The organism is Streptomyces sp. Isolate_45 (assembly GCF_024721315.2).
GTDB lineage: Bacteria > Actinomycetota > Actinomycetes > Streptomycetales > Streptomycetaceae > Streptomyces.
On the sequence record NZ_JANFAK020000059.1, the window covers coordinates 20,381 to 46,316 of the forward strand.

Consider the following 25,936-nt stretch of genomic DNA (forward strand, 5'->3'; position numbering starts at 1 on the left):
CCGGGATGCCGGGGGCGGGCCCTTCGCGTGCCCGGGTACGTCGGGCACGCGGTGTCAGCCGAAGGCCACGCAGGTGGCGGCCGGGACCGCGACCGAGCCGGCCCGGCGGAGCTGCCCGTCCAGCGGGTCGACGTCGAACCAGGTGACGTCCCCGGACCGCTCGTTGGCCGCGTACAGGTGACGCCCCGAGGGGTCCGCGGCGAGATCGCGCGGCCAGCTGCCGCCGCACCCGACGGTGCCCGTGAGCTGCGGCTTCTCCGCGCCGCCGGCCAGCGAGAACGTGACTATGACATCGGCGCCCCGCACCGCCGCCCACAAGAAGCGCCCGTCCGGCGAGGCGACGACCGCCGACGGATAGGCCCGCACGGCCCCTGAGGTACCCCCGGAAGCGACCGGAACCTCGGAGACCGGTTCCAGTCGCCCGGACGCCGCGTTCCAGCGGCAGACGGTCAGCTGCGGCTCCAGTTCGTGCAGGACGTGGACCACGGGTTCGGTCGGGTGGAAGACGAGGTGCCGCGGCCCGCTTCCGGCGCGCAGACGCGTCTCGGAGTGCACGCGCAGCGCCCCGCCGGCCGCGTCGAGCGCGCAGACCCGCACCGAATCGGTGCCGAGGTCCACGCCGAGCACCCAGCGGCCGGACGGGTCGGGCAGCACCTGGTGCGCGTGGGGCGCCTCCTGCCGATCCCCGTCGGGTCCCGCACCCCGGTGCGTGAGCACCGAGGCCGGTCCGGCGAGGCTGCCGTCGGCGGCCACGGGAAGGCTACTGACGCTGCCGGAGGTGTAGTTGGCGGTGAGCAGGCGACCTCCGGCCAGGCCGAGGTGGGTGGGGCCGGAGCCGCCCACGCCGACCGCGGGCCCTGCCGGGACGAGCCCTTCGGCGGTGGGCCGGAAGGCGCCCGCCGCGCCCTGCTCGGCCTCGCTCACCGCGTAGACGATGCCGGTTGACCGGGAGACCGTCAGGTACGAGGGGTCCGGGAGGGACCGGGTGACCGAGAGCGGGGTCAGCGCTCCGGTCGACGGATCCACGGCCGCGACGGTGATGCCGCGGCCGCCCCCCGAGGTGAACGAGCCGATGTAGGCCCGGTGCCCGCCGCCGTGGTCCGTACTGTCCGCGCCGTTCACTGGTGCCCCTCTCCGCCGCTCCGGATCCGTTCGGAGCCGACGGTAACAGAAGGTCTAGACCAAGTCCCGCCCCTTGGCCCGGTCGTGCGCACCGGAATGGTGCACGTAGGCCGTGGTGCTGGGCCGGTCCTCGAACGTGCGGTGGAACACCGGGGTGGCGGAGCCGGAGATCGGCGGGACGATCCAGGACCAGTCGGCCCCCACGTCCCGCCCCTTGCGTTCCTCCCGTTCCAGGTGGGAGAGGAACCGTCGCGACTCCGAGTGGTGGTCGGCGATGGTGACCCCGGCCCGGTCGAAGGAGTCCAGTACCGCGCGGTTGAGTTCCACCAGGGCCCGGTCCTTCCACAGCGAGCGGTCGGTGGAGGTGTCCAGGCCGAGCCGGCGGGCAACGGCCGGGAGCAGGTTGTACCGGTCGGTGTCGGCGAGGTTGCGGGCGCCGATCTCGGTACCCATGTACCAGCCGTTGAAGGGGGCGGCCGGGTAGTGGATGCCGCCGATCTCCAGGCACATGTTGGAGATGGCCGGTACGGCGTGCCAGCGCAGTCCCCAGTCGGACCAGTCGTCGCGCTCGTCGGGGTGGCGGATCGGCACCTCCAGCACGGCGTCCGCGGGGGTGTCGAACCAGCGGGGCTTGTCGTCGACGCCCTGCACCACCAGCGGCAGCAGGTCGAAGGGGGTGCCCGGGCCGCCGGCCCAGCCGAGCTCCAACAGGGCTTCGGTGAGGGGGCCGTTGCGGGCGTCGCCGACGGTGACGGACGGGTGGTCCCCGTACCCGGCGTACCGCACCAGTTGCTCGCTCCAGATCAGCGGGCCCGGCCGGTCGGGGGCGTCCGGGGCGAAGACGGTGATGGTGGGCCGGACCCGGCCCCGGTTGGTCGCCTCCCGCAGGTGCTCGAAGCACTCGTCGGCGATCTCCTTGGAGTCGGTCAGCCCCCGCCGGTCGCGCACCCGCAGCGAGTTCCAGTAGAGCCTGCCTATGCAGCGGTTGCTGTTGCGCCAGGCCACGCGGGCACCGTGGACCAGCTCTTGCGCGGTGTGCCGGTAGGTGCCGGTCTCCGCCAGCTCGGCCCGTACCGCGGCGAGCCGGACGCGCGGATCACCGGTCTGCGGATTCTCCCGGTGGAAGAGCCGGATGAACTCCTCGGCTTCCTCCCAGACCTGGGCGGTGCTCGACTGCCGCTGCAGTATTTCCATTCCGGCGGTAACCCCCTGTACGACCAGATCCACTGTGTACGTGCCGGATGAACGCGCAATCAACCCTCACCGTTTGTACACGCGGCAGGTCAACGAAGTGGCCCGGGAACACCCGGAACACCCCTCCGAGTGATCTTCGAGCGTGTGCCTGCGGAGGCGGACCGTACGGGCGTATCATCCGCCCGAGCCCGGGAGTCGCGGGCTCCGGGCCCGCCCGCGTGCGCCTCAGGCCGGAACGTCATCGGTGGGAGCTTCGGAGGCCTTCCGGTGCAGGGCCCGTGTGAGGGCGCCGCCGACGACGATCAGGGCGACGCCCAACCACCAGAGGTCGCCGTCGAAGATCAGGACGGCGATGCCGGCCGGTACGAGCACCCCGGCGACCGGCAACAACAGGGCGGCCGGGGACAGCGGGCCGCGCTCGCGGCCCCGCGCGCGGGCGCGCACCACCTTCGGGTACCAGACCGTGAACCGGACCGCCGCGACGATGGCGGCGATCTGGATGATCCAGCCCGTCCAGAGGTTGTTCGGGTTGCGCAGCACCAGATCGCCGTAGGCGCCGGCGAGCGCGGACACCAGGAAGGCCAGCCCCCACACGCCGGTGATCACGTAGTTGGCGCGCAGGAACTCCGGGGCGTTCCAGTGCGCCCGGTCGACCTGTTCGCGGGCGTACTGGAGGGTGAAGGGGTTCCGCAGCGCCATCGAGCCGAAGGCGACGACGACGAGCGCGATGTTGGACACCTCACCGGCGTACGTCTCCAGCCAGCGGCGGGTGCCGTCGTCCGCCATCAGGCCGACAACCGAGAGGACCGCGAAGAAGATCACGTCGGCGAGTTCGAGGAGTTTCCAGGAGCTGCCCCGGCGGACGATCCGGCCACCGATCACCAGCACGAGGGCGACGCCGAGGGCGAGCGCGACCGCGATCTCGAACCGGCCGGGGCCCACCAGGAGCGCGAAGACGATCCAGGGGGACATCCCGACCACCGGGTTGTCCAGGAATCCACCGGCCGCGGCCCGGGCCGGTTCGCTCGCTCCCGTGTCCACCGGCCGTCCTCCGTCCGCGTCCGAGCGCCCCCTACCAGCCTGGCCCCGGCCCCGCGGGTGCGCGAGACGGCCGCGTCCCGCCCGAGCCCCCGGGGACGATCGGTCGTGATCCGGGCCGTGATCCTGGTAGTGATCTTGTCGTGCGAGACTTCTGCGGTACTCGGGGAGGAAGTGGCACATGCGGGTGGGACTGACAGCGGTCGCCGTGGCCTTGGCGTTGGTGTCGATGACGGCGGTGAGCGGCTGTGTGAACCCGCTCGCGGACCTCGGCCCCCTGGAGGAGAGGTACTCGGGCCCTCCGATGACCGCGGACGCGGCGGTCGCCGACCTGACGTCCGCCCTGGCCGAGGCCGGGATCCAGGTGCGGCGGATGCCCCAGGAATACCTCGTGATCGAGTGCCACGAGTACCTTTCCGCCGAGCACGCGACGGACACCGCCGACGCCGCCGCGCAGGACGCGTTCGAGAAGGCGAAGGCGCGGGGCTGGCGCACCGTTCCGCCCGCACTGCCCGGCGGGCGCAGCCTCCGCAAGGCCAACTGGACCGCGCACGCCGCGTCGATCGCCCCGGTCGCCGGCGAGCCGACGACATCGGTCTCCGTCGGTCTCCAGTGCGACGGGGGCACCTCGAAGAAGCTGCCGGGCACGGAGTCGACCGGCCCGGCGTCCCCCTCGGCCGGCCCCTGAGGCCGGCGACCGCTACGCGGTGACGAGCGGGGCCCTCGGGTCGCTTCGCAGCGGGGTGGCCAGGGCCGTCAGGGCCTGCTCCAGCCCGTGCAGGTGGGCCAGGGCGGGTTCGACCCCGGCGGGCCGGGACGGCTCGGCGGGCGTGGCGGGACCGGCGGAACCCGACGGGGCGGTGAGCGCTTCGACGGCCGCCTCGACCCGCCAGCAGGCGGTGGCCAGCCGGGCGTCGTGGGAGGCCTGCGGGTCGGCGGCGACCACCACGAGGCCGCGCACCTCGCGGGCGCAGTCGTCGAGCAGGGCCAGGACCTGCCGGGCACGGGCCTTGCGGGCGCGCAGCGGGCTCAGCGGGTGGACGAGGGGCGCGAGCGCCATCCGCACGCGGGCGAGCAGCAGCTCCAGTTCGGCGGCGTGCGGGGCGGGATCGGCGGCCGGGTCCCCGGCGAGGCGGTCCAGGGCCGCGCCGGTGGCGGCCCGTACGCAGTGCAGGGCGCGCTGGATCCAGGCGTCGTTGGCGCCGTGGGTGGTCACCGGAAGGATGAGGACGACGGCCAGGGCCGCGCCGAGGGCGCCGACGGCGGTCTCCTCGAAGCGCAGGAGCAGCAGACCGGGGTGCAGCACGCCGAGGAGCCCGTACAGGAGTCCGGCCATGACGGTGACGAAGAACATCATCCAGGAGTACGAGGGCGCCGCCGTGTAGAAGATGCCGAAGACGCAGACGGCGACGAGGGCCGCGGTGGGCGCGGGTGCTCCGTGCAGGGGTACGGCGATCAGCAGCCCGGCGGCGATGCCGATCACGGTGCCGAGCACCCGACGGAATCCGCGGACGAGGGTCTCACCGCGAGACGCGGTGTTGACGAAGATCCACCAGGCGGTGCCGACGGCCCAGTACCAGCGGTCCTCGGACAGCACCTGGCCGATGGCCAGGGCGAAGGCGCAGGCGGCGGTGGCCTGGAAGGCCTGCCGGGTGGTGGGACGGGCCAGGCCGGTGCCCGGCAGTCCGGGCGGGGCGGCGGCGGGTGGGGTGCGGCGTTCGATGGGCCACAGCAGGAACCGCACGGCGCCCGCGGACAGCAACGCCAGCGTGACGGCGGCGAAGAGTTCGGGCAGCTGCGCGGGCACGGCGTGCAGGAACTGGGTGACGAAGAACATCATGAAGCCGAAGATGCCGAGGGCGTGGCCCCGGGGCCCCCAGCGGCGGGCGTACACCCCGGCGAAGACGACGGCCAGGAAGGCCGCGTCGCGGGCGGCCGGTACGCCGTGGAGGGTGGTGGCGAGCGCCAGGACCGGGAAACCGGCCACCGGCAGCAGGGCGGTGGTGACGCGCTGGGCGCGCACGTTCGCGTCGAGGACGGTGAACAGGGCGAGCAGGGCCGCGAGCCCGCCCGTGATGGAGGCGGTCAGGGAGAGGCCGGCCAGTTCGGCCACGGTGACGGCGAGCGCCACGCCGACGACGGCGCGGGTCGAGTTCCTGAGTCTGGTACGCCCCGGGTCCGGAGCCACGAACATCCTCTTCACGGCGGTGTGCCGCCCCCCTTGCGATGGAGCACGCCGGTCCGCCCGCGGCCCGGGGGTGGTGGGCTGCGTGGAGGCACGGCGAAGGCGCCACGGTCCGGACCGGCCTCGTTGCCGTCCGGCGCTGCGTGGCGCCGTAAGTACATGGATACCCCACAGATAACCATCCGGAAGGGCAATGGCTCAAGTGAGGCCGCGATCTGTGGGCCATTGGCCCGGTCCGGCGCCGTGATCTTCGGCCGGGTTCGGACCATCGGACCCCCGTCGGCCCGGTCGTCCCCGCGGTGGCCGGAGCAGGGTCCTCCGCCGACCATGGAGGGATGAACCCTCACGGGACGGACGTACTGGTCGTGGGCGCGGGTCCGGTGGGACTCACGGCGGCGGCGGAACTGCGCAGACGCGGGGTGGACTGTCGCATCGTGGACCGGCTGCCGGCGCGGCTGCCGTACGCGAAGGCCGTGGGCATCCAGCCGCGCACCCTGGAGGTCTGGGACCGGATGGGGATGGTGCGTGACGTGCTCGACGTCGCCGTCCCGATGCGGGGGCAGCTGATCTGGGTCGACGGGGAGGAGCGGGAGCGCATCGACCTGTTCCTGCCGCCCGAGGTGCCCTACGGCTTCGCGGCGCTCCCGCAGTACGAGACGGAGCGGATCCTGGAGGAGCACCTGGCGCGCTTCGGGACCCGGATCGAGCGGGAGACCGAGCTGGTGTCCTTCACCCAGGACGCCGAGGGGGTGACGGCCCGGCTGACCGGCCCGGACGGCGACGAGGAACTGCGCGTCCGGTACATGGTGGGCTGCGACGGGGCGCACAGCACGGTCCGCAAGGGGCTGGGGCTGGCCTTCGAGGGCGGGGCCTTCCCCGAGGAGTACATGCTCGCGGACGTGGAGGTCGGTTGGGACCTGCCGTACGGGTACGGGGTGCGGTCGATGCACCGTGACGCCGCGGGCCGCGTCGACGACGTGCTGGTGTGCATCCCGCTGCCCGGACCGGGCCGCTACCGCATGTCCATGGTCGTGCCGCCCGAGCTCGTCGCCGGGCCCGCGCCGCAGGGCGGGGACGGGGTGGCGCACGGGTTGGGGGGTGGTCGCGCCCCGGAGCTCCACCACATCCAGGCGGTCCTGGACCGGCTGTCACCGCGGCCGGTGACCGCCACGAACATGCGCTGGTCGTCGGTGTTCCGGATCAGTCACCGGATCGTGGACCGGTACGGCGAGGGGCGGGTCTTCGTCGCCGGGGACGCCGCCCACATCCATCCTCCGACCGGGGCGCAGGGCATGAACACCGGTATCCAGGACGCCTGGAACCTGGTGTGGAAGCTGGCCGCGGCCGTCGGGGGCCGCGCCCACCCCGCGCTGACGGCCAGCTACGACGGCGAGCGCCGGCCGGTCGGCGAGGAGGTCGTCGGCCGTACCGTCCGGCACGCCGCCGAGGGCGTCCAGGCCGACCCGGAGGACCCCGCGACGCTGATGATGCGCGAGGCCCAGCTCCTCGTCGGCTACCGCGACGGCCCGCTCGCCGGGCCCGCCCCGGCGGACGGCGACGGGCTGCGGGCCGGTGACCGGGCGCCCGACTGCGGCGGGCTCCTCGGGGAGGTCGCCACCCAACCCCTGCGGCTGTTCGACCTGCTCCGGGAGCGCGAGCACGTGCTCCTGCTGTACGCCGACGGCGCGCAGGACCCCGGCGTCCCCGAGCTCGCCGAGCTGATCGACGGGCTGCCCCGGGGACGGCTTGCGGCGTACGCGGTCCTCACCGAGGGCGGGACCGCGCCCGCCGGGGCCGCCGCCCTGCCCGTCTACCGCGACGGGCGGGGCGAGTTCGGCCGGCTCTACGGGGTCCGGAGGCCGACGGCGTTCGTGGTGCGCCCCGACGGCTACCTCGGGGCCCGGATCGAGCCGCCGACGGCCGAGGGAGTGGCCGCGTACCTGGCCGGGATCTTCCGGGACTGACCGGGGCGGGCGGCGCGACCGGAGCGGCGGAGCGGCCCGGGCGACGGGCGCGGCCGGAACGGGTACCGCCGGCGGACCGGTCGTGACCGTGCTGCACAATCGGGGCTTCACACACGATCACGGGGGCGGCACAAGCATGCGCGGAGTGGGGAACGGCCGAAGAGGCGACGCTCGGAACGGCCGGGGGGCACGGGCGGCGGCGGCCTGGGCGGCGGGTGCGGCGCTGCTGGCGGCCACGGCGGGCTGCGGCGGCGGATCCGCGGCGTCGGTGAGCGACGGCAAGCCGTCCGCGGCGGCCTCCCCCACCGGTACGGCGGCGAACGCGAGCCCGAGCGCCGCCCCGGTCGGTCCGCCCGGACCGGACGCCGCCGCGCTGAAGGCCCTCGTCCTGGCGGCGGGCGCGAAGGCGGGGCCGTACGAGGTCGACGAGCCGTTGCTCGACGAGCCGTTCAGCGAGATCTACGAGGCCGAACCGGCGGTGTGCCTGCCGCTGACCACGCTCGCCGCGGCGGGCCACACGGCCCAGGCGTACGCGTCCGCTGGGCTCCCCGGCAAGCCCTTGGAGGTCGACACGGACATCCTCCTGCGGTCCTACCGGGACGCGAACGCCGCCGGCGCGGCCCTGAAGTCGCTCGCCGAGGCGGGGAAGCGGTGCGCCGGCGGCTACACGGAGGAACGCGCGGTGATCGACGCGAAGGTGCTGCGGGTGGAGCCGGTCGCGGCGCCCGCGATCGGTGACGAGGCGCTGGCCTACCGGATCGTGACGCAGGACGTGAAGGACGAGGCCATCTCCCTGTACCAGTACCTGACCGTGGTGCGCTCCGGGCCGGTGACGCTGTCCTTCTCCTCGGACATCATCGACACGAAGGACTTCGGCGGGGTGCCGCGGGAGATCGTCACAGCACAGTGGGAGAAGTTCTCCCGGGGGGCCGGTTCGAGCTAGCCCGGTCGCGGGGATTGCGGCGCACGACGACGGCCAGCGCGGCGGCGCCGAGCACCGACAGCAGGGCGGCCGCGCGCAGGACGGACTCGATGGCGGGGCCGTCCGCGGCGGCGCGGGCGGCGGAGCCGCTGAGGGCCTCCAGCACGGTGGAGGCCACGGCGACGGCGACCGCCCCGAGCAGCACCAGTGAGGTGAGGACGAGGCCGGACGCCGCGGCGAGCCGGCCGGCCTCGACGTAGGACTGGGTGGCCACGTTCGTCAGGGCCCAGCCGAGGCCCACGCCGATCCCGACGACGGCGAAGACGGCGGTGTAGGCGACGAGCGAGGTGACCCGGGTCAGCACGAACAGGCTGACCCCGCTGAGCAGCATGCCGCCGGCCATCAACGTCTCGGGGCGCACGCGCAGGGCGAGGTGCCCCGACCAGTAGCTGGCGGCACCGGCCCCGACGGACAGGGCGAGGAAGATCAGCCCGGAGTCGAGCGGCGAGAGCCCGCGCGCCTGTTGGAGGTAGAGCGCCGAGAAGACGGCGACCAGGCAGTACACGATGTTGGACAGGGAGCCGGCGAGGGTCACGGTGACGAAGGGCCCGTTGCGCAGGAGGGCCAGGTCCAGCAGGGGTTCGCGGGAGCGCCGCTCGACGACGGCGAACACCGCCAACAGGGCGCACCCGGCGGTGAGGAAGGCGAGGGTCGGCGGGGCGGCCCAGCCCCAGTTCCCGCCCTGGTCGACCCCGATCATGACCGCGCTGAGGCCGCCCGCGAGGGTGAGCACGCCCGGGACGTCCAGCCCGTGGCGGGCGTCCTCGTCGCGGGTCTCGGGGACGTGGCGCAGCAGGAGCAGGGCGGCGGCCGCGGCGAACGGCACGTTCAGCAGGAACACGGCGCGCCAGCTGAGGTGTTCGGCGAAGACGCCGCCGACGAACGGGCCGAGGGCGGTGCCGACGGCGCTGAAGGCGAGCACGGTGCCCACGGCGCGGCCCTGGCGGTCGTCGCGGAAGTAGGCGGTGACCACGGCGACGGACACGGGCAGGACGAGCGCGGCGGTGCAGCCCTGGACCGCGCGGGCGGCGGTGAGCCAGGCGGTGTTCTGGGCGGCGGCGCACACGACGGAGACGACGGCGAAGCCGGTCAGGCCGGTGACCAGGACGCGACGGCGGCCCAGCAGGTCGGCGGTGCGCCCGCCGGTGATCATCAGGGCGCCCAGGGTCAGCATGTAGCCGCTGACCAGCCACTGGAGGTCGGTGGAAGGGGTGTCGAAGTCCCGGCCGATGGCGGGGAGCATGAGGTTCAGGGCGAACCAGTCCATCTGCACGAGCAGCATGGAGATGGACGCCGCGGCGATCACCGCGCGGTCCCGGGGGGAGAACAGGCCGCGCTTCGGGCCCGCTCCCGCGCGGCCGGCCATCAGGGCAGGCCCTCCGTCGGGACGCACAGCACCGGGATCGGCGAGAGGTGCAGGAGCTTGTGCGGGGTGGAGCCGAGCAGGGCGCCGCGCATGGGGCTGTCGCCCCAGCTCCCGACGATGATGACCCGCGCCCGGTGGCGTTCGGCGGCCGCGAGCAGGGCCTGGGCCGGCTTGTCGTCGACGATCTCCACGGTCGAGGGGACGCCCGCCTCGTCGGCGGCCTCGACGGCCCGGGCGAGGGCGCTGCGGCCGGCCTGGCGGACGGCTTCCCGGTGCGCGCGGTACTCCTCGCCGGTCGCGCCGGGGGCGTTCGCGCCGTAGACGAGGACCAGGGGCTCGCCGAAGGCGGTGGCGACTTCCAGGGCCACGTGCAGGGCTCGTTCCGCACCGGGCGACTCGTCGTATCCGAGGACCACGGACATCGGGGGTCCCTCCTGCCTTCCTTACGGGGCTGCGGGGTGCGGTGCGGCCGGGCGCGCTCCGTGCGACCGGGCGGGCCGCTCGGCGCGGGCCGCTGCCGGGCGGGCTACTCGCGGGCGTCCTGCTTGCCCGCGTGGACGAGGGCGGGGTCGGCCACGCCGCGCCGCTCCAGCCAGAACGTGCCGTCCCGCAGCCGCCAGAAGCACATGACGAGGACGCCGACGACGGCGATGGCGATCCCGATGACCAGCGGCGGCCCGAGCCCGAACCAGGACACTCCGCCGGCGGAGTTCTCCGGATTGGACATGTCGCCGATGGATTCGACCAGCAGCCAGGCCAGCAGCCCGGCGCCGACCAGCGGGCCCAGGCCGATGAGCACGAAGTTGTGCAGGTTCTCCAGCAGGTGGCGCCGGTAGTAGATGGCGCAGGCCAGGCCCGTGAGGGCGTAGTAGAAGGCGATGAGCAGGGAGAGCGCGGTCAACGAGTCCAGGAGCGCGTTCTCGCTGATCCGGTTGACGACGATGTACCAGCCGATGGCGATGCCGGCCACCCACCAGGTGCTCACGTCCGGGGTCCGGAAACGGTGGTGGATGTGGGCGAGCCGGTGCGGCAGTGCGTGCCTGCGGGCCATGGACAGCGCTGTGCGGGAGGCGGGAATGATCGTGGTCTGGGTGGAGGCGAGCGCGGAGGTGGACACGGCGAGGAGCACCAGCCAGTCCCAGCCGCCGAGCACCTCGTGGGCGAGGACCGCGAAGACGGCCTCCTCCTCGCCGGCGTTCTCCGCGAGGAACCGCGTGCCCGCGTAGGCGACGACGGCGAAGCCGACGGACAGGTAGGTGACGAGCAGCACCACGGTCGACCAGATGCCCGCCTTGCCGGGGGCGGTCGCGGAGTCCTCCACCTCCTCGGTGAGGTTGACGGCGGACTCCCAGCCCCAGTAGATGAAGACGCCGAGCAGCAGGCCGCCGGTCAGGGCGGCGCCGCCCGCTCCGAAGGGGTTGAGCCAGGCGAGGGAGGGGCGGGTGCCGTCGAGGCTGCTGGTGCCGGCGTAGACGCGGTAGAGCGCGACGACCGCGAAGACCAGGAGGAAGAAGACCTGGGCGAGGATCAGCACGTTCTGCAGCTTGGCGGACATCTCCGTGCCGATCACGCAGATCGCGGTCATCACCAGGATCACCAGGACGGCGAGGGACTGGCGGATGAACTCGTTCGCCGCCCAGCTGTCGAGGCCGGCGGCGAGCAGCCCGAAGTGCACGGCCACGTCGGCGAGCGAGCCGATGACGAGGACGCCGGTCATGGCGATGGCCCAGCCGCCGAGCCAGCCCGCCCAGGGGCCCATGGCCCGGGTCACCCAGGAGAAGGTGGTCCCGCAGTCCTGGTCGACCTTGTTGAGGTAGTAGAAGGCGGCGGCGATCAGCAGCATCGGGACGAAGGACGCCAGCATCACGCCCGGCGCGTAGATCCCCACCAGCGCCACGATCGGGCCGATGACGGCAGCCAGCGAGTACGCGGGCGAGGTGGAGTTCAGGCCGATGACGAGCGCGTCGAGGAAGCCGATCGCGTTGGCCTTGAGTCTCTCGTCGGGACCCGCGTCCTGGATCGCCCCGCCCGGTCCACCGGCGTCACCATCACCCATACACGCATCGTCACGCACCCGGCCCCGGCGCGCGAGGCGGACCGGGGCCGGGTGCGTGACGCGCGGGCCGGCGTCCTACTCCGTTCCGGGGGTCTTGCGGGTGCTGACGTTCATCCGGTTCCAGACGTTCACGGTGCAGATCAGGGCGATCAGCTGGGCGAGCGGTTCCTCGTCGAAGTGCCGGGCGGCCTCTTCGTAGACGGCGTCGGAGACGCCTCCGGGCAGGAGGGTGATCTCCTCGGTCAGGGCGAGCGCGGCCCGCTCGGCGACGGTGAACAGGCTCGACTCGTGCCAGGCGCTGAGCGCGTGGATCCGCGCCTCCGACTCGCCGCCCTTGCGGGCGTCGGTGGTGTGGTGGTCGATGCAGTAGGCGCAGCGGTTGATCTGCGAGGCGCGGATCTGGACGAGCTCCAGCAGGACCGGGTCCAGCCCCCGGCGGGCGGCGGAATCGAGTGCCAGGACCGCCTTGAAGACCTTGGGGGCGACGGCGGTGAAGTTCATGCGCTCAGGAACCTGAAAAGTTGTCATGTGAAGAACCTAGAAGGGAAATCGGCCCCCAGTAGGGTTCATTTCCATGCAGAGATCTTGGGTCAATTCCGCTGAGGGTCCGGCCGGAGAGGCCGGTGCGCCGGGGCCGGGCACCGGCAGTGACCTGCACCTCGAACTGACCGGCGGGGGCAGCGTGCGGGTCCGGCTCATGAACGCCCTGCGCGAGGCGATCCGTTCGGGCCGGCTCGCGCCCGGCACCGGGCTGCCTCCGTACCGGGCCCTCGCCGCCGATCTGGGCATCGCCCGCAACACCGTCGCCGGCGCCTACGCCGAACTCGTCGAGGAGGGCTGGTTGGCCGCCCGTCAGGGTTCCGGCACCCGGGTGGCCCGGCGGGCCGCCCCGCTGCGGCCGGACGGGCCGGGCGGTCCGTCCCGCCCGTCCCGCCCGCGTACCGTCCACGACCTGCTGCCCAGCTCCCCCGACGCGTCCGCGTTCCCCCGTACGGCTTGGCTCGGCGCCGCCCGGCGGGCGCTCGCCGTCGCACCGCACGACGCGTTCGGGGTCGGCGACCCGCGCGGCCGGCCCGAACTGCGCCGCACGCTCACGGAGTACCTCGCGCGGGTGCGGGGCGTTCGGACCACACCCGAACGGATCGTCGTCTGCTCGGGGTTCGCGCACGGGCTGGAGCTGCTGGGCCGGGTGCTGACCGGGCCCGTGGCCGTCGAGTCGTACGGGCTCCCGTTCCACCGCGAGGTACTGGCGCGGGCGGGCCTGACGACGCTCCCGATCACCGTGGACGGCGGCGGCGCCCGCGTCGGCGAACTGTCCGGGACCGGCGCGGAGGCCGTCCTGCTCACTCCCGCCCACCAGTTCCCGACCGGGGGGCCGCTGCACCCCGCCCGGCGCGCGGAGGTGGTGGACTGGGCCCGGGCGACCGGAGGGCTGGTCGTCGAGGACGACTACGACGGGGAGTTCCGCTACGACCGCCGGCCGGTCGGGTCCGTCCAGGGCCTCGACCCCGAGCGGGTCGTCCACATCGGCTCGGTCAGCAAGAGCCTGTCGCCCGCGCTGCGCCTGGGCTGGATGGTGCTGCCCGGACGGCTCGTGGACGAGGTGCTGGCCGTCAAGGGACCCCGCGAGATGTGGGCGGGCGTGACGGACCAGCTCGTCCTGGCCGAGTTCATCGCCTCGGGTGCCTACGACCGCCACCTGCGGCGGATGCGGCAGGTCTACCGGCGCCGGCGCGACCTGCTCGCGGCCCGCCTCGCGGCCGAGGCCCCGCACGTGCGGGTCGGCGGGATCGCCGCCGGGCTGCACGCCGTCCTGGAACTGCCGCCGGACACCGAGGAGGCGGCCCTGCGCGCGGCCCGCCGGCAGGGCCTGGCCCTGGACGGGCTGCGGGCGTACCGGCATCCCGACAGCGCCATGCCGCCGCGCGACGGACTCGTGCTCGGCTACGGCACCCCGCCCGAGCACGCCTTCCCGGCGGCCGTGGACGCGCTGCTGCTGTCGCTGCCGGAACCGGCGTCGCGGGAGGTCTCCTGACCGACGTCGTCCCGGGAGGTGTCCCGACCGGCGTCCCTGGAACCGTCCCGACCCGCGGCGGGGGCGGCGTCAGGCCCTGGTGTTCCAGCCGGCGATGACCGGCAGGCCGTGTTCCGTGGACAGGGTGCTGACCGTGCCCGTGCGCAGCAGGAAGAGCCGGCCGTCCGTCGGGGGCAGTCCGAGGTAGCGGGCGGTCAGGACGCGCAGGAAGTGGCCGTGGGCCACCAGTACGACGTCGCCGCGTTCCTCCCGCAGGACCTTGGCGGCCCGCGCCAGTACCCGGTCCGCGCGGGCGCCGACCTGGGCCGCGCTCTCGCCCGGGTGGTGGGCGTCGCCCGCCGGGACGCCGTCGGTCCACAGCGACCAGTGGGGTCGGGTGCGTTGGATCTCCACGGTGGTGATGCCCTCGTAGCCGCCGTAGTCCCACTCGTGGAGGTCCGGCTCGGGAATGCCGTCGCTCAGTCCGGCGAGCTGGGCGGTGGCCACGGCTCGGCTCAGCGGGCTGGTCAGGACCAGGGCGGGTTTGCCGCCGAGGAAGAAGGGGGCCAACGAGATGGCCTCCTCGACCCCGCGCGCCGTCAGCGGTACGTCCGTCAGCCCCGTGTGCCGTCCGTCGGCGCTCCAGGCCGTCTCCCCGTGCCTCACCAACAACAGATCACTCATGTGCCGGACCTTACGGCCGCATGTCGGTGACGGTCGCCCCGGGGTCGGCGTGTCACCCTCGGCAGTCATGAACACGGGTGCGCGACCGGTCCGACCCGCTCCGCTGATCGTCCTGATGATGGTCCTGACCTGGGTGACCGGCATGATCGAGGCGGCCAGTCTGCTGGCCCTGGGCCCGGCCTTCACGGCGATGCAGACCGGCAACGTGCTGTTCCTCGCCTTCGGGCTGGCGCACGAGGGGAACCTGCCGGCCCTGGCATCGGCGCTGTCGCTGGTGTCCTTCGCGGTCGGCGCGGTGTTCGGGGCGCGGCTGGAGGCGGCCGTGGAGGTCCGGGGGCAGCGCTGGTTCGTCACCGGGCTGGTGGTCGAGGGCACGCTGATCCTGGCCGCCGCGGGCATCGGCTGGGGCCTGGATCCGCAGTACGGGCATCCGGGCGCCCGGCACCTCACCGCCACCGCCGTCCTGGCGGTGGCCATGGGGCTGCGTACGGTCACCAGCATGCGGGTCAACGTCCCCGGGTTGCCGACGACCCTGGTGACCCGGTCGATGACCTCCCTCCTCGCCGGCTCCGCCCTCGGCCACGACATGGCCCTCGGGTACGGCACCGGGTCTTGGGCGCGGCGGGCCTGGGCGGTCGCCGCGATGTTCACGGGCGGCTTGACGGGAGCCCTGCTGTTGCGGGCCGGTTGCACCGTGAACTGGCTGCTCCTGCCCGCCGCCGTGGTGGTGTTCGTGGTGGCCTCGGTGCACCTTGCGCGGCCTTCGCTGCTCACCGGCGGCACGCGCTGAGGCCCCCGCCGCCGCAGCCGACACCCGATTCGATGCGGAAACGATGCAAGTTGGTCGGGGCGGCCGGGTTGGCGAGGCTCGGGCCATGGACGACCACCACCCGATGGACCCCGGCCTGCGGGACGGCACCCGGATCGCCGGCCCCGCGGGGGCCCTCGCCACCCTGTCCCCGGCAGGGGACGGGGACAGGACCGCGGACCGGACCGCGGACCGGACCGCGGATCCCGACACCGCCGTCGCCGCCGGATTCGCGGCGGGCGACGAGCGCTGCATGGAGGAGGTGTACCGGCGCTGGCGGCCCCTGGTGCACTCCCTCGCCCGGCGTTCGCTCGGCGACGAGCGCGAGGCCGAGGACGTGACCCAGCAGGTCTTCCTCGCCGCCTGGCGCGGCCGGGGCGGATACCGTCCCGGGCCCGGCGGCCTCGGGGCCTGGCTCACCGGCATCACCCGCCACAAGATCGCCGACGCGCTGGAGGCGCGGACCCGGCGGGCCCGGGCGGTTGCGGCCGCCACGGTCACGGTCCACGAGCAGGCCCCGTACCCCGGTGACCCCGGGCGGCCCGAGCCGGAGCAGGTGTTGGACCGGGTCCTGATCCTGAGCGAGCTGGCCCGACTGCCCTCGGCGCAGCGGCGCGTACTGTGCCTCGCCTTCTACGCCGACCTGAGCCAGACCCAGATCGCCGCCCGCACGGGGCTTCCGCTGGGCACGGTCAAGAGCCACATGCGGCGGGCTCTGCACCTGCTGCGCCGGTCGCTGGAGCCGGGCCCGCTGCCAGCGCCGAGATGACGTCCAGGCCCGACCGCAGCCCGAACAGCCGCTCGCCCCGCGGGGTCGGCGTACCGCCCCATCCCGGTCCCGCGAGGAGCAGCGTCGAGCGGCCGCGCGCGCCGCGCAGCCCCCATTCGATGCCGGCCACCGATTGGGCCAGGCCCCGGTCGGCGGTGGTCCGGGACTGCGCCCAGAGCACGGCGGCGCGGGGGCCCGTACGCCGCACCGCGTCGTGCAGGGCCTCGGCGGGCAGGGCCGCGCCGAACATCCGTACCGGCACGCCCCGTTCGCCGAGGGCGGCGGCGAGGGCCTCGATCGGCAGGCTGTGCAGTTCTCCGGGGGTGCACGCGAGCAGCACCGGTGCGGCCCCCGGCCGTCCGGGGGCGGGCCTGATCCGGTGCAGCGCGGCGGAGACGTGCCAGGACAGCAGGTGCTCGACCTCGATGTAACGCTCCCCCGCCGAGGCCCACTTGCGGCCGACGGCGTGCAGGGTCGGGGCGATGATGTCCTCCCAGGCGGTGACGAGCCCGTGCTCCGCCAGGGCGGCGTCCAACAGTTCGGCCACGGCCGGCGCGTCCAGCCGTACGGCGGCCCGCGCGAGCCCCCGGCCCTCCGGCCGCACCTCCCCGAGGGGGAGGGCGCCGCGCCCGCCCGGGGTGGCGGCCGCGGTCCGGGTCCCGGCGGAGGCGTCGGGGGCTCCGCCGAGCGCGGCCCGGGCCGCCTCGGACGGAGGCACGCCCCGCGCGGTGAGGCGGCACATCAGGTCGAGGCGGGCGATGTCCTCGGGGGTCCAGCGGCGGTGGCGACCGTCCTCCCGCCGGGCGGGACCGATGGCGTAGCGGCGCTCCCAGGAGCGGAGCGTGGTCGGGGAGACCCCGAGGCGGCGGGCTACGGCGCCGGTGCTGAGGGCCGCGGCGGGAAGGTCCTGCGGGGGTCCCGGGGGCGGGGGCAGGGGGTCCACCGGCTCACGATACGACGCGGGGCCGGCGCGGGGCGCCCTCACTCCCCGTCCCGTCCGCGCCGGAAGCGGTCGAGGCCGTCGGCGAGCTCCACCACCGGCTCCGGGTAGTCGTACCGGGCCCTTTCCGGGCCGGCCAGCCGCCACGGTTCGTGGACGCGGGGGGCGGCCAGGCCGGCGAGTTCGGGCACCCAGCGGTGCACGTAGCGACCTTCGGGGTCGTAACGCAGGCCCTGGCGGACGGGGTTGAGGACCCGGTTGGGCCGGGTGTCGGTGCCCGTGCCCGCCACCCACTGCCAGTTGAGCTGGTTGTTGGCGAGGTCGCCGTCGACGAGCAGCTCCAGGAAATGGCGGGCTCCGGTGCGCCAGTCCACGTACAGGGTCTTGGCGAGGAAGCTCGCGGCCAGCAACCGGCCCCTGTTGTGCATCCAGCCCTCGTGGGACAGCTGGCGCATCGCGGCGTCGACGACGGGATAGCCGGTCCGGCCCTCCTTCCAGGCCAGGACCTCTTCCTCGGCGGCGGCCCCGGTGCGCCAACGGTCCTGGCGGGGCCGGTAGTCCTCGGTGGCGGCGGCGGGGCGGGCCGCGAGGACCTGGTGGTGGAAGTCGCGCCAGCACAGCTGGCGTACGAAGGCCTCGGCGCCGGGGCCTTCGGCGGCGCGGGAGCGGTGGACGGCCTCGACGGCCGACAGGGTGCCGAAGTGCAGGTGCGGGGAGAGGCGGGAGGTGGCGTCGCCCGCGAGGTCGTCGTGGACGTCCTCGTAGCGGGTGACGCCTGCGCGCAGCCAGTGCGTCAGCAGCCGGCGGGCCTCGCGTTCGCCGCCGCGGGCGAGGCCCGGGGAGGTGCCGGTGACGTCGCCGCGGACGGGCAGGGGTTCGGATCCGATGTCCGGCGGGACGGGCACGGCGCGCGGGGCGGGGGCGGGGGCCCGCAGCGGGAGGTCCGACCAGCGGCGCAGGTACGGGGTGAAGACGGCGAAGTGGTCGGAGCCGGCCGGGAGCACGGCGCCGGGCGCGACGGCGGTGACCACCGTGTCGTGGACGTAGAGCCGCCGGCCCTGTGCTTCGAGGGCGGTGCGCAGCCGCTCCTCGCGGGCGTGGGCGTAGGCGCTCACACCGGCCGCCATGTGCACTTCGTCGGCGTCGGCCTCCTGGACGAGGGCGCACACCACGGCCACGGCGTCCCCGGAGCGGATGACCAGGCGGCCTCCGCGTTCGCGCAGTCCGGCGTCGAGGTCGGCGAGGCAGTCGGCGAGGAAGGCCCGCCGGTTGGGGGCGGGGAAGCCGGAGGCCTCGATGGCCCGGTCGCGGACGAAGAGGGGGACGACCCGGTCGCAGGAGGAGAGGGCGGCCCGCAGCGGGGGGTGGTCGTGCAGGCGCAGGTCGGAGGTGTAGAGGACCACGGCGATGTTCATGGGTCTCGGCTCCGCGTCGGGCTGGGGGTGGGGCTTGTCGTGCGGTTCTTCGGCGGCCGGGGGCTTCCCGGATGCACGGGGTGCGACGCGCCGGCGCGGTGGCGGCCCGGGCCGCGCACGGGGCGGGCCGCCACCGATCGGGCGGGTCAGCCCTCGTCGAGGCGTTCGGCGGCGCGGGCGATGTTGCGGGCCATGCCGCCGAAGACGATCGAGTGGAAGGGGGAGACGCTCCACCAGTACATGTGTCCGAGCAGGCCGTGGGGGTGGAACAGGGCCCGTTGGCGGTAGAGCGTGCGCCGGCCGGCGCCGGTTTCCGCGTCGGTCCGCCGGTCGGTCTCCTTGTCGGGAGCCGGGTCCGCGTACATCTCCAGCCAGGCCAGGCCCGGCAGCCGCATCTCCGCGCGCAGGCGGAGCAGGCGGCCGGGTTCGATCTCCTCGACCCGCCAGAAGTCGAGGGAGTCGCCGACCCGCAGCCGGGCCGCGTCGCGTCGGCCGCGTCGGATGCCGACGCCGCCGACGAGCCGGTCCAGCCAGCCCCGTACGGCCCAGGCCAGGGGGAAGGAGTACCAGCCGTTGTCCCCGCCGATGCCCTCCACCACCTTCCACAGGGCGGTGGGCGAGGCCTCGACGGCGATCTCGCGCCGGTCGGTGTAGAGGCTGCCGCCCGCCCAGTCGGGGTCGGTGGGCAGCGGGTCGCTGGGGGCGCCGGGCAGGGACGCCGAGGACCAGCGGGTGGTCACGTCGGCCTCCCGGACCTTCTTGAGGGCCAGGTCGAGGGCCAGGTCGAAGCCGATGGGAGTGCCGGGCGGGTCGGGGACGTACGCGGCGATGTCGTGCTCGTCGCAGACCACCTCGTGGCGCAGCGATTCGGCGAGCGGCCGGGCCAGCGCCCTCGGTACCGGGGTGACCAGGCCGATCCAGTGGCTGGACAGCCGCGGGGTCAGCATCGGGACGCGCAGGATGAGCCGTTTGGGGAGCTCCGCGACGGTGGCGTAGCGGCGCATCATCTCCTCGTACGTCACCACGTCGGGGCCGCCGATGTCGAAGGTCCGGCTGACCTCGGGCGGCATCGCGGCGCTCCCGACGAGGTAGCGCAGGACGTCGCGGACGGCGATGGGCTGGACGCGGGTGCCGACCCAGCTGGGGGTGACCATGACGGGCAGTCGTTCGGTGAGGTAGCGCAGCATCTCGAAGGAGGCCGAGCCGGAACCGATGATCACGGCGGCGCGCAGGACGGTGGTGGGCACCCCGGAGGCCAGGAGGATGTCGCCGACCTCGGCGCGGGAGCGCAGGTGCGGGGAGAGGTCGCGGGGCGGGATCCCGGTGGGGGTGAGCCCGCCGAGGTAGACGATGCGGCGGACTCCGGCGGCGCGGGCCTGTTCGGCGAAGATCCGGGCGGCGTCGCGGTCGCGGTCCTCGAAGTCACGCCCGGTACCGAGGGCGTGGACGAGGTAGTAGGCGACGTCGATGCCCCGCAGGGCCGACGCGATCGATCCGGCGTCGGTGACGTCGCCGCGCACGACCTCGGCGCGGCCCGCCCAGGGGTGGTCGCGCAGTCGTTCCGGGGAACGGGCCAGGCAGCGGACGCGGTGGCCGGAGTCGAGGAGTTCGGGCACCAGGCGGCCGCCGATGTAGCCGGTGGCCCCGGTGACCAGGCAGTGCGATCCGGTCATGGTCGTCTTCCCTCCGTCGTGGCCGGTTCATCGTCGCCGGTCCCGGGCCGGCGCGCCCGTCGTGACGGGCGGTCGGCCCACCCGGCGCCCGCGCCTTCCGTAAGGGTTTCGGGCGGAGCGGGTCCGCCGGATGCGCGGTGCCGCAGCGGGCACGTCCGAGGGCGGCTCCGGGCACGTCCGAGGGCCCGGCTCCGGGCACCTCCGGGGGCCGCCGCGCACGGGCACATCCAGGATGTTTCGCCCGGGACACATCCGGAGCCCCCTCCGGCTCCGAAGTACCGGCGAAGGCGAAGGAGGGAGCGGGATGACCGAACGAGGACGACCGCGCACCGCCGTGATCGGCGGGGGCGTATCGGGGCTGACTGCGGCGTACGTACTGGCCCGCCGCCACGAGGTGACGCTCCACGAGGCCGACGACCGGTTGGGCGGGCACGCCCACACCCACGAGGTGAAGGGCCCCGACGGGCAGGTCCGGTCCGTGGACTCGGGTTTCATCGTGCACAACGACCGGACGTACCCGTACCTGCTGCGGCTCTTCCGCGAGCTGGGCGTGGCCACCCGGCCGACGACGATGAGCCTGTCGGTGCACTGCGAGGGCTGCGGGTTGGAGTACGCGGGAGCGCGCGGGCCACGGGGGCTGTTCGCCCGGCCGGGGGGTTCGCTGCGGCCCGCCTACCTGCGGATGCTGGCGCAGGTCCCGGTCTTCCACCGGCAGGCCCGGCGGCTGCTGACCGCGCCCGAGGGGGCCCGTGAACCCACCCTGGGCGAGTTCCTGGAGCGCGGCGGCTTCGGCCCGTACTTCACCGGCCACTTCGCGATTCCGCTCGTGGCTTCGGTGTGGTCCTGTCCCCCGGGCACCGCGCTGCGCTACCCGGCCCGCTACCTGTTCCGCTTCCTGGCCCACCACGGGCTGCTGTCGGTGGGGGGCTCGCCGAGCTGGCGCACGGTCGAGGGCGGTTCGGCGCGGTACGTGGAGCGGGTGCGGGAGGAGCTGGGCGCGGGCGCCGTACGGGTGGCCGACGCGGTGCGGGAGCTCGCCCGGACCCCGGAGGGGGTGGTGGTCACCACCGCCGACGGGACGCGGACCCGGTACGACTCGGTGGTCGTCGCCGTCCACGCCGACCAGGCGCTGCGGATGCTGGCCGATCCGACGGACGCCGAGCGCGAGGTGCTCGGCGCATTCGGTTACTCCCGCAACCGGACCGTCCTGCACACCGACGCGTCGGTGCTGCCGCGCACGGCGGGCGCCCGGGCCTGCTGGAACTACCGGCTGTCGGCGTGCCGCCCGGACGAGGAGGTGCCGGTGCAGGTCAGCTACGACATGAACCGCCTCCAGGGGCTGGACGCGCCGGAGCCGTACGTGGTCACGCTGGGGGCCGACGAGCGGGTGCGGCCGGATTTGGTCCTGGCCGAGATGGTCTACGAGCATCCGGTCTACACCCCGGAGTCGGTCGCGGCGCAGCGCCTGCTGCCCGGGCTGTCCGGACCGGTGACGGCCTTCGCCGGGGCCTACCACGGGTGGGGGTTCCACGAGGACGGCTGCCGCTCGGGCGTCGAGGCGGCGGCCGCGCTGGGGGTGGGCTGGTGAGGGCCGCGCTGTACGAGGCGGACATCCGGCACGTGCGGGCCGGCGGGCCGGCGTACGGAATGCGGCACCGCACCTACCTGTGGCTGGTGGACCCGGCGGAGCCGCCGCGGCTGCCGTGGCCGGTGCGCGTGCTGGCCGGCTTCGACGCCCGTGACCACTTCGGCGGCTCGGAGCCCAGCATCCGTGCGGGGCTGGACCGTTTCCTGGCCGCGCGCGGGGTCGTGCTGCCGCAGGGGGCACGGGTGTCGATGCTGGCGCACGCCCGGGTGCTCGGCTTCGTCTTCAACCCGCTGTCCGTGTACTGGTGCCGCGCCCCGGACGGCGCGCTCCTGCACGTGGTCGCGGAGGTGCACAACACGTACGGCGAGCGGCACTGCTACCTGCTCGGCCCGGAGGCGGCGCGGGAGACGGCCGCGATCCCCAAGGAGTTCTACGTCTCCCCCTTCCTCGGGATGGACGGCGACTACCGGATGCGCTTGCCCGAGCCGGGAGCGGAGCTCGCGCTGAGCGTGCGGCTGGCGGGCGGGGCGGACGGGGCGGGCCTGACGGCGACCGTGCGCGGCAGTCGCCGTCCGGCGGGCGTTCGGGGCGTGCTGCGCGCCGTGCTGCGTCACCCCTGGTCGACGGCGGCCGTCGCGGTCGGCATCCGCTTCCACGGGGTCCGGCTGTTGCTGCGCGGGGCGGCCGTGCGGCCGCGGCCGCCGCACGTCCCGCAGGCGGGGATGTCGGTGGGCGGCGCGGGAGGGACGCGATGAACTGGGGCGCTTTCGGGGTCAATCTGGCCGTGTCGGCGGGCGCGGCGCTCGCGGTGATGCTCGTGGCCTTCGCGGTGGGCGTCCGCACGGGGCTGCACCGGGTGGTCGACGTGGCGTGGGGCGCGGCCTTCGCGGCCGTCGCGCTCGCCACGTACGGGATGTCGGGCGGGGGCGTCGGGCGCGGTCTGCTCCTGACGGTGCTCACCGTGGTCTGGGGCCTGCGTCTGGCGACGCACATCGCGTGGCGGGGCCGGGGTCACGGCGAGGACCCGCGGTACGAGCGGATGCTGGCCAGGGCCCCGGGCAACCGGAGCCTGTACGCGCTGCGCAAGGTCTATCTGCTCCAGGCGGCGCTGGTCTGGCTGATCTCGCTGCCGGTGCAGGCGGGTTCGTACGCGACCGGCGGAACGGGTGGGCCCGCGCTCGCCCTCGCCGTCGTGGGGACGGCGCTGTGGGCGACCGGTGTCGCCTTCGAGGCGGTGGGCGACCACCAGCTGGCCCGGTTCAAGGCGGATCCGGCGAATCGGGGGAAGATCATGGACCGGGGCCTGTGGTCGTGGACCCGGCATCCGAACTACTTCGGGGACTTCTGCGTGTGGTGGGGCATCTTCCTGGTCGCGGCCGGGTCGGTGCAGGCGGCCGCCGTGTCCGTCGTCGCCCCGCTGGTGATGTCGTACCTGCTGATCGCGGGCAGCGGCAAACGCCTGCTGGAGCGGCACATGGAGGGGCGACCGGGATACGCCGAGTACGTGGCGCGGACCAGCGGCTTCCTTCCCCGGCCACCGGCCGGGAAGGGCCGTGGGCAATCCGGATGAACCAGGCCATTGGTACAGTCGCGGCATGGCCGTGGACGAGCTCGACACCCGGATCCTGCGCCTGCTGATCGAGCAGCCGCGCACCAGCGTCCGGGAGTACGCCCGGATCCTCGGGGTGGCGCGGGGAACGCTCCAGGCCCGGATGGACCGCCTGGAGCGGACCGGGGTGATCACCGGAACCGGTCCGGTGCTCTCCCCCGCCGCGCTCGGGCATCCCGTACTGGCCTTCGTGCACATCGAGGTGACCCAGGGGCATCTGGACGAGGTCGGCGACGCCCTGGCCGCCGTGCCCGAGATCATCGAGGCATTCTCCATCACGGGTGGCGGGGACCTGCTGACCCGCGTCGCGGCCCGGGACAACGCGCACCTGGAGGACGTGATCCAGCAGCTGATCCGGCTTCCGGGCGTGGTCCGCACCCGGACGGAGGTGGCGTTGCGCGAACGGGTCGCGCACCGGCTGCTGCCCCTGGTCGAAGCCGTGGGCAGGACAGCGCGCAAACCCTGACAGGATGGTGTGGACAGGCACACGACCGGCAGGACGGGCGCAACGGATGATTTCCGTCATATTCGATCTCGACGGCACCCTCGTGGACAGCGAACCGAACTACTACGAATCGGGCCGCCTCACCCTGGAGCGGCACGGCGTCCCCGATTTCACGTGGGAGCAGCACTCCCGCTTCATCGGCATCGGCACCCTGGAGACGCTGGAGATCCTCAAGGAGCGCTACGGCCTGCCGGCGCCCGTCGAGCAGCTCCTCGCGGAGCAGAACGCCGCCTACCTGGAGCTGGCCCGCACCCGGACCGAGGCCTTCCCCGAGATGCGCCGGTTCGTGGAGCTGCTGCACGCGCGGGGCGTCCCGATGGCCGTCGCCTCGGGCTCCTCCCGCGAGGCCATCGACGCCGTCCTGGTGGGTACCGGATTGGACGCGCTGCTGACGACGGTTGTCTCCGCCGAGGAAGTGGCGCACGGCAAGCCCGCCCCCGACGTGTTCCTGGAGGCGGCCCGCCGGCTCGGCGCCTCTCCCGCCGACTGCGTGGTGGTCGAGGACGCGGCGCCCGGCGCCGAGGCCGCCCGCGCGGCCGGCATGGCCTGCGTGGCGGTCCCGTACGTGGCGGACACCGCGTCCGACCCGGCCTTCGCGGCCTCGGGTCTGCTCTTCGCGGGCGGCCAGGCCCAGTTCAGCGCGGACGCGGCCCACGACTGGCTGACCGCACACGGGGCCGCCCGCGACGCGGCCTGACGCGGGCGCCGGCCGACGCACGCCCGGCCGGGCGGTTACGCGGACCCCTCGGGACCCGCGCCTCTCAGGACCCCCTGTCCGGGGGCGCGGTTCGCGCCGGCCGAGGCGGCGCTCGTGCCGGCGGTGCCGGGTCAGCGCTTCCACCTCGACACGGGGCCGGAACCGGCGAAGGTGTTCCCGGGGCTCACCCTCCAGCCGGTTGGACCGGTCCCGGCGACGGTCCGCGCGCGCTGAACGACCGGCGGGCGGGCCGCGGGGCGGGCGGCGGAGCGAACTCCGGCGGGCGGCGAACTGCCCCGCGAACTGCCCCTCCGGTCCGCGATCCGCTCCTAGTCTCGGGCCTCGGCGGCGGGACAGCGCGCCGCCCCGGACCAGGAAAGGGCTCGATGGAGATGAAGAAGAACAAACTGGCGGCCGGCGGCGCCGCGGTCGTGATGGCCGCGGGGATCGCGATCACCGCGGTCGGGGCGGCGAACGCGGCCGGCGGCACCTCGTCCGGCAGCGCGCGGATCACGTCCGTGGAGCAACTGCACGAGAACCTCGCCCAGGCGGTGGCGCACGAGCAGGCCCTGGGGCTCCAGGGCACCATCGGCGGCCCCGTCGGCCGTGAGGTGCTCGCTTCGTACGACGCGGTCGAAGGCTGACGGGACGGTGAGCACCGTGGGTAGCGAGCAGACCTCGGCCACCGCGCCGACCTGGTGTCCGAGCGGCGAGGCCGGGGCTCCCGAGTCCGTCGTCCTCGGCGTCCGTTCGGCGGCCGACGGCCGGGTGGTGTACCTCGCCGACCCGGTCCCGGCGCCGGAAGTCCTCTCGACCCTCCCGGACGGGATCGAGCCGACCCGGGTCCTGCGCTTCGCCTCGCACTGCGTCTCCGCCTGCGTCAACCGGCGGGGCGACGACTGTGCGCTGGTGGAGCGCGTCCTGGCCCTGCCCGCGGCCGGCGCGGACACCCGTGCGGTCCCACGGTGCCACCTCCGCAACCGGTGCCAGTGGTGGCAGCAGACGGGTGTGGACGCGTGCCACCGCTGCCCGGCCGTCACCACGGCCACGTTCCGGGAGGACGAACTCGCCACTCTGGTGGCGGACCCGTCGACCACTCCGGAGCAACTGGCGGCGTGGATCAGGGATTCGGCCTGACCTCACCGCCCCGACGGTCCGCCACCCCCGTCGGCCCGTCGTCCGTTCACCCTCGCCGGGGGGGGGGGGGGGGGGGGGGGGGGGGGGCGGGGCGGCCCCCCCCCCCCCCCCCCCCACGGCGCTGCGGATGCAGGAGCTGATGGTCGCGGTGGTCGAGGACGGCACCGGCCGCAACGCCGCGATCCGAGGC

Annotated in this window: 25 protein-coding genes; 13 read left to right on the forward strand and 12 right to left on the reverse strand. The window is 74.5% G+C overall.

What is annotated here, in order from left to right:
- Positions 1–54: 54 nt before the first annotated feature.
- The 3 genes from NOD94_RS20175 to NOD94_RS20185 form a co-directional block, all read right to left on the reverse strand.
- On the reverse strand, positions 55–1,122 hold the full coding sequence (locus tag NOD94_RS20175; protein WP_281207392.1) for a lactonase family protein: 1,068 nt from the start codon (positions 1,120–1,122) through the stop codon (positions 55–57).
- A gap of 54 nt (positions 1,123–1,176) precedes the next feature.
- A complete protein-coding gene (locus NOD94_RS20180; protein WP_281207393.1) occupies positions 1,177–2,316 on the reverse strand; it encodes a nitric oxide synthase oxygenase in 1,140 nt (379 codons plus the stop codon).
- 225 nt (positions 2,317–2,541) lie between these two features.
- Positions 2,542–3,357: a hypothetical protein gene (locus NOD94_RS20185; protein WP_281207394.1), complete on the reverse strand. Its 816-nt coding sequence runs from the start codon at positions 3,355–3,357 to the stop codon at positions 2,542–2,544.
- A 178-nt stretch (positions 3,358–3,535) separates the two neighbouring features.
- Between NOD94_RS20185 and NOD94_RS20190 the strand changes: the two genes are divergently transcribed.
- Positions 3,536–4,042, forward strand: coding sequence for a hypothetical protein (locus tag NOD94_RS20190; protein ID WP_281207395.1), 507 nt, complete (start codon positions 3,536–3,538; stop codon positions 4,040–4,042).
- Between the two features lie 12 nt (positions 4,043–4,054).
- On the opposite strand, the gene NOD94_RS20195 is transcribed toward NOD94_RS20190, so the two are convergent.
- The gene (locus NOD94_RS20195) at positions 4,055–5,548 is read right to left on the reverse strand and encodes an FUSC family protein (RefSeq protein WP_281207415.1); all 1,494 of its coding nucleotides are present in this window, start codon (positions 5,546–5,548) and stop codon (positions 4,055–4,057) included.
- A gap of 326 nt (positions 5,549–5,874) precedes the next feature.
- Between NOD94_RS20195 and NOD94_RS20200 the strand changes: the two genes are divergently transcribed.
- Entirely contained in the window at positions 5,875–7,503 is a 1,629-nt protein-coding gene (locus NOD94_RS20200; RefSeq protein WP_281207396.1) for an FAD-dependent monooxygenase, read from the forward strand.
- 136 nt (positions 7,504–7,639) lie between these two features.
- A complete protein-coding gene (locus NOD94_RS20205) occupies positions 7,640–8,446 on the forward strand; it encodes a hypothetical protein (RefSeq protein WP_281207397.1) in 807 nt (268 codons plus the stop codon).
- On the opposite strand, the gene NOD94_RS20210 is transcribed toward NOD94_RS20205, so the two are convergent.
- The 4 genes from NOD94_RS20210 to NOD94_RS20225 form a co-directional block, all read right to left on the reverse strand.
- Positions 8,400–9,851 (reverse strand): MFS transporter, encoded by a 1,452-nt coding sequence (locus NOD94_RS20210; protein WP_281207398.1) that lies wholly within the window; start codon positions 9,849–9,851, stop codon positions 8,400–8,402. The genes NOD94_RS20205 and NOD94_RS20210 overlap by 47 nt on opposite strands.
- Positions 9,851–10,273, reverse strand: coding sequence for a universal stress protein (locus NOD94_RS20215; RefSeq protein WP_281207399.1), 423 nt, complete (start codon positions 10,271–10,273; stop codon positions 9,851–9,853). The genes NOD94_RS20210 and NOD94_RS20215 overlap by 1 nt, the downstream gene beginning before the upstream one ends.
- Positions 10,274–10,377: 104 nt before the next feature.
- Positions 10,378–11,907: an APC family permease gene (locus NOD94_RS20220; RefSeq protein WP_281207400.1), complete on the reverse strand. Its 1,530-nt coding sequence runs from the start codon at positions 11,905–11,907 to the stop codon at positions 10,378–10,380.
- Positions 11,908–11,982: 75 nt separating this feature from the next.
- Positions 11,983–12,435, reverse strand: coding sequence for a carboxymuconolactone decarboxylase family protein (locus tag NOD94_RS20225; protein ID WP_281207401.1), 453 nt, complete (start codon positions 12,433–12,435; stop codon positions 11,983–11,985).
- A gap of 169 nt (positions 12,436–12,604) precedes the next feature.
- On the opposite strand from NOD94_RS20225, the gene NOD94_RS20230 reads away from it, so the two are divergent.
- A complete protein-coding gene (locus NOD94_RS20230) occupies positions 12,605–13,942 on the forward strand; it encodes a PLP-dependent aminotransferase family protein (RefSeq protein WP_281207416.1) in 1,338 nt (445 codons plus the stop codon).
- Between the two features lie 69 nt (positions 13,943–14,011).
- On the opposite strand, the gene NOD94_RS20235 is transcribed toward NOD94_RS20230, so the two are convergent.
- A complete protein-coding gene (locus tag NOD94_RS20235) occupies positions 14,012–14,605 on the reverse strand; it encodes a histidine phosphatase family protein (RefSeq protein ID WP_281207403.1) in 594 nt (197 codons plus the stop codon).
- A 67-nt stretch (positions 14,606–14,672) separates the two neighbouring features.
- On the opposite strand from NOD94_RS20235, the gene NOD94_RS20240 reads away from it, so the two are divergent.
- On the forward strand, positions 14,673–15,395 hold the full coding sequence (locus NOD94_RS20240; RefSeq protein ID WP_281207404.1) for a YoaK family protein: 723 nt from the start codon (positions 14,673–14,675) through the stop codon (positions 15,393–15,395).
- Positions 15,396–15,480: 85 nt separating this feature from the next.
- The gene (locus NOD94_RS20245) at positions 15,481–16,182 is read left to right on the forward strand and encodes an RNA polymerase sigma factor (protein ID WP_281207405.1); all 702 of its coding nucleotides are present in this window, start codon (positions 15,481–15,483) and stop codon (positions 16,180–16,182) included.
- On the opposite strand, the gene NOD94_RS20250 is transcribed toward NOD94_RS20245, so the two are convergent.
- From NOD94_RS20250 to NOD94_RS20260, 3 genes are all read right to left on the reverse strand, one after another.
- Positions 16,106–17,125: a MerR family transcriptional regulator gene (locus NOD94_RS20250; RefSeq protein ID WP_281207406.1), complete on the reverse strand. Its 1,020-nt coding sequence runs from the start codon at positions 17,123–17,125 to the stop codon at positions 16,106–16,108. The genes NOD94_RS20245 and NOD94_RS20250 overlap by 77 nt on opposite strands.
- A 38-nt stretch (positions 17,126–17,163) precedes the next feature.
- Complete coding sequence (locus NOD94_RS20255) at positions 17,164–18,537, reverse strand: deoxyribodipyrimidine photo-lyase (protein ID WP_281207407.1); 1,374 nt, start codon at positions 18,535–18,537, stop codon at positions 17,164–17,166.
- 146 nt (positions 18,538–18,683) lie between these two features.
- Positions 18,684–20,210, reverse strand: coding sequence for an SDR family oxidoreductase (locus tag NOD94_RS20260; protein WP_281207408.1), 1,527 nt, complete (start codon positions 20,208–20,210; stop codon positions 18,684–18,686).
- Between the two features lie 304 nt (positions 20,211–20,514).
- On the opposite strand from NOD94_RS20260, the gene NOD94_RS20265 reads away from it, so the two are divergent.
- From NOD94_RS20265 to NOD94_RS20295, 7 genes are all read left to right on the forward strand, one after another.
- The gene (locus tag NOD94_RS20265) at positions 20,515–21,798 is read left to right on the forward strand and encodes an FAD-dependent oxidoreductase (RefSeq protein WP_281207409.1); all 1,284 of its coding nucleotides are present in this window, start codon (positions 20,515–20,517) and stop codon (positions 21,796–21,798) included.
- A gap of 8 nt (positions 21,799–21,806) precedes the next feature.
- The gene (locus NOD94_RS20270; RefSeq protein WP_281207417.1) at positions 21,807–22,553 is read left to right on the forward strand and encodes a DUF1365 domain-containing protein; all 747 of its coding nucleotides are present in this window, start codon (positions 21,807–21,809) and stop codon (positions 22,551–22,553) included.
- Positions 22,550–23,368, forward strand: coding sequence for a DUF1295 domain-containing protein (locus NOD94_RS20275; protein WP_281207410.1), 819 nt, complete (start codon positions 22,550–22,552; stop codon positions 23,366–23,368). Before NOD94_RS20270 ends, NOD94_RS20275 begins: the two co-directional genes overlap by 4 nt.
- Before the next feature lie 25 nt (positions 23,369–23,393).
- A complete protein-coding gene (locus NOD94_RS20280) occupies positions 23,394–23,873 on the forward strand; it encodes an Lrp/AsnC family transcriptional regulator (protein WP_281207411.1) in 480 nt (159 codons plus the stop codon).
- Positions 23,874–23,919: 46 nt separating this feature from the next.
- The gene (locus tag NOD94_RS20285) at positions 23,920–24,609 is read left to right on the forward strand and encodes an HAD family phosphatase (RefSeq protein WP_281207412.1); all 690 of its coding nucleotides are present in this window, start codon (positions 23,920–23,922) and stop codon (positions 24,607–24,609) included.
- A gap of 386 nt (positions 24,610–24,995) precedes the next feature.
- Positions 24,996–25,253, forward strand: coding sequence for a hypothetical protein (locus tag NOD94_RS20290; RefSeq protein WP_281207413.1), 258 nt, complete (start codon positions 24,996–24,998; stop codon positions 25,251–25,253).
- Positions 25,254–25,260: 7 nt separating this feature from the next.
- Entirely contained in the window at positions 25,261–25,746 is a 486-nt protein-coding gene (locus NOD94_RS20295) for a hypothetical protein (RefSeq protein ID WP_281207414.1), read from the forward strand.
- Positions 25,747–25,936: the final 190 nt, after the last annotated feature.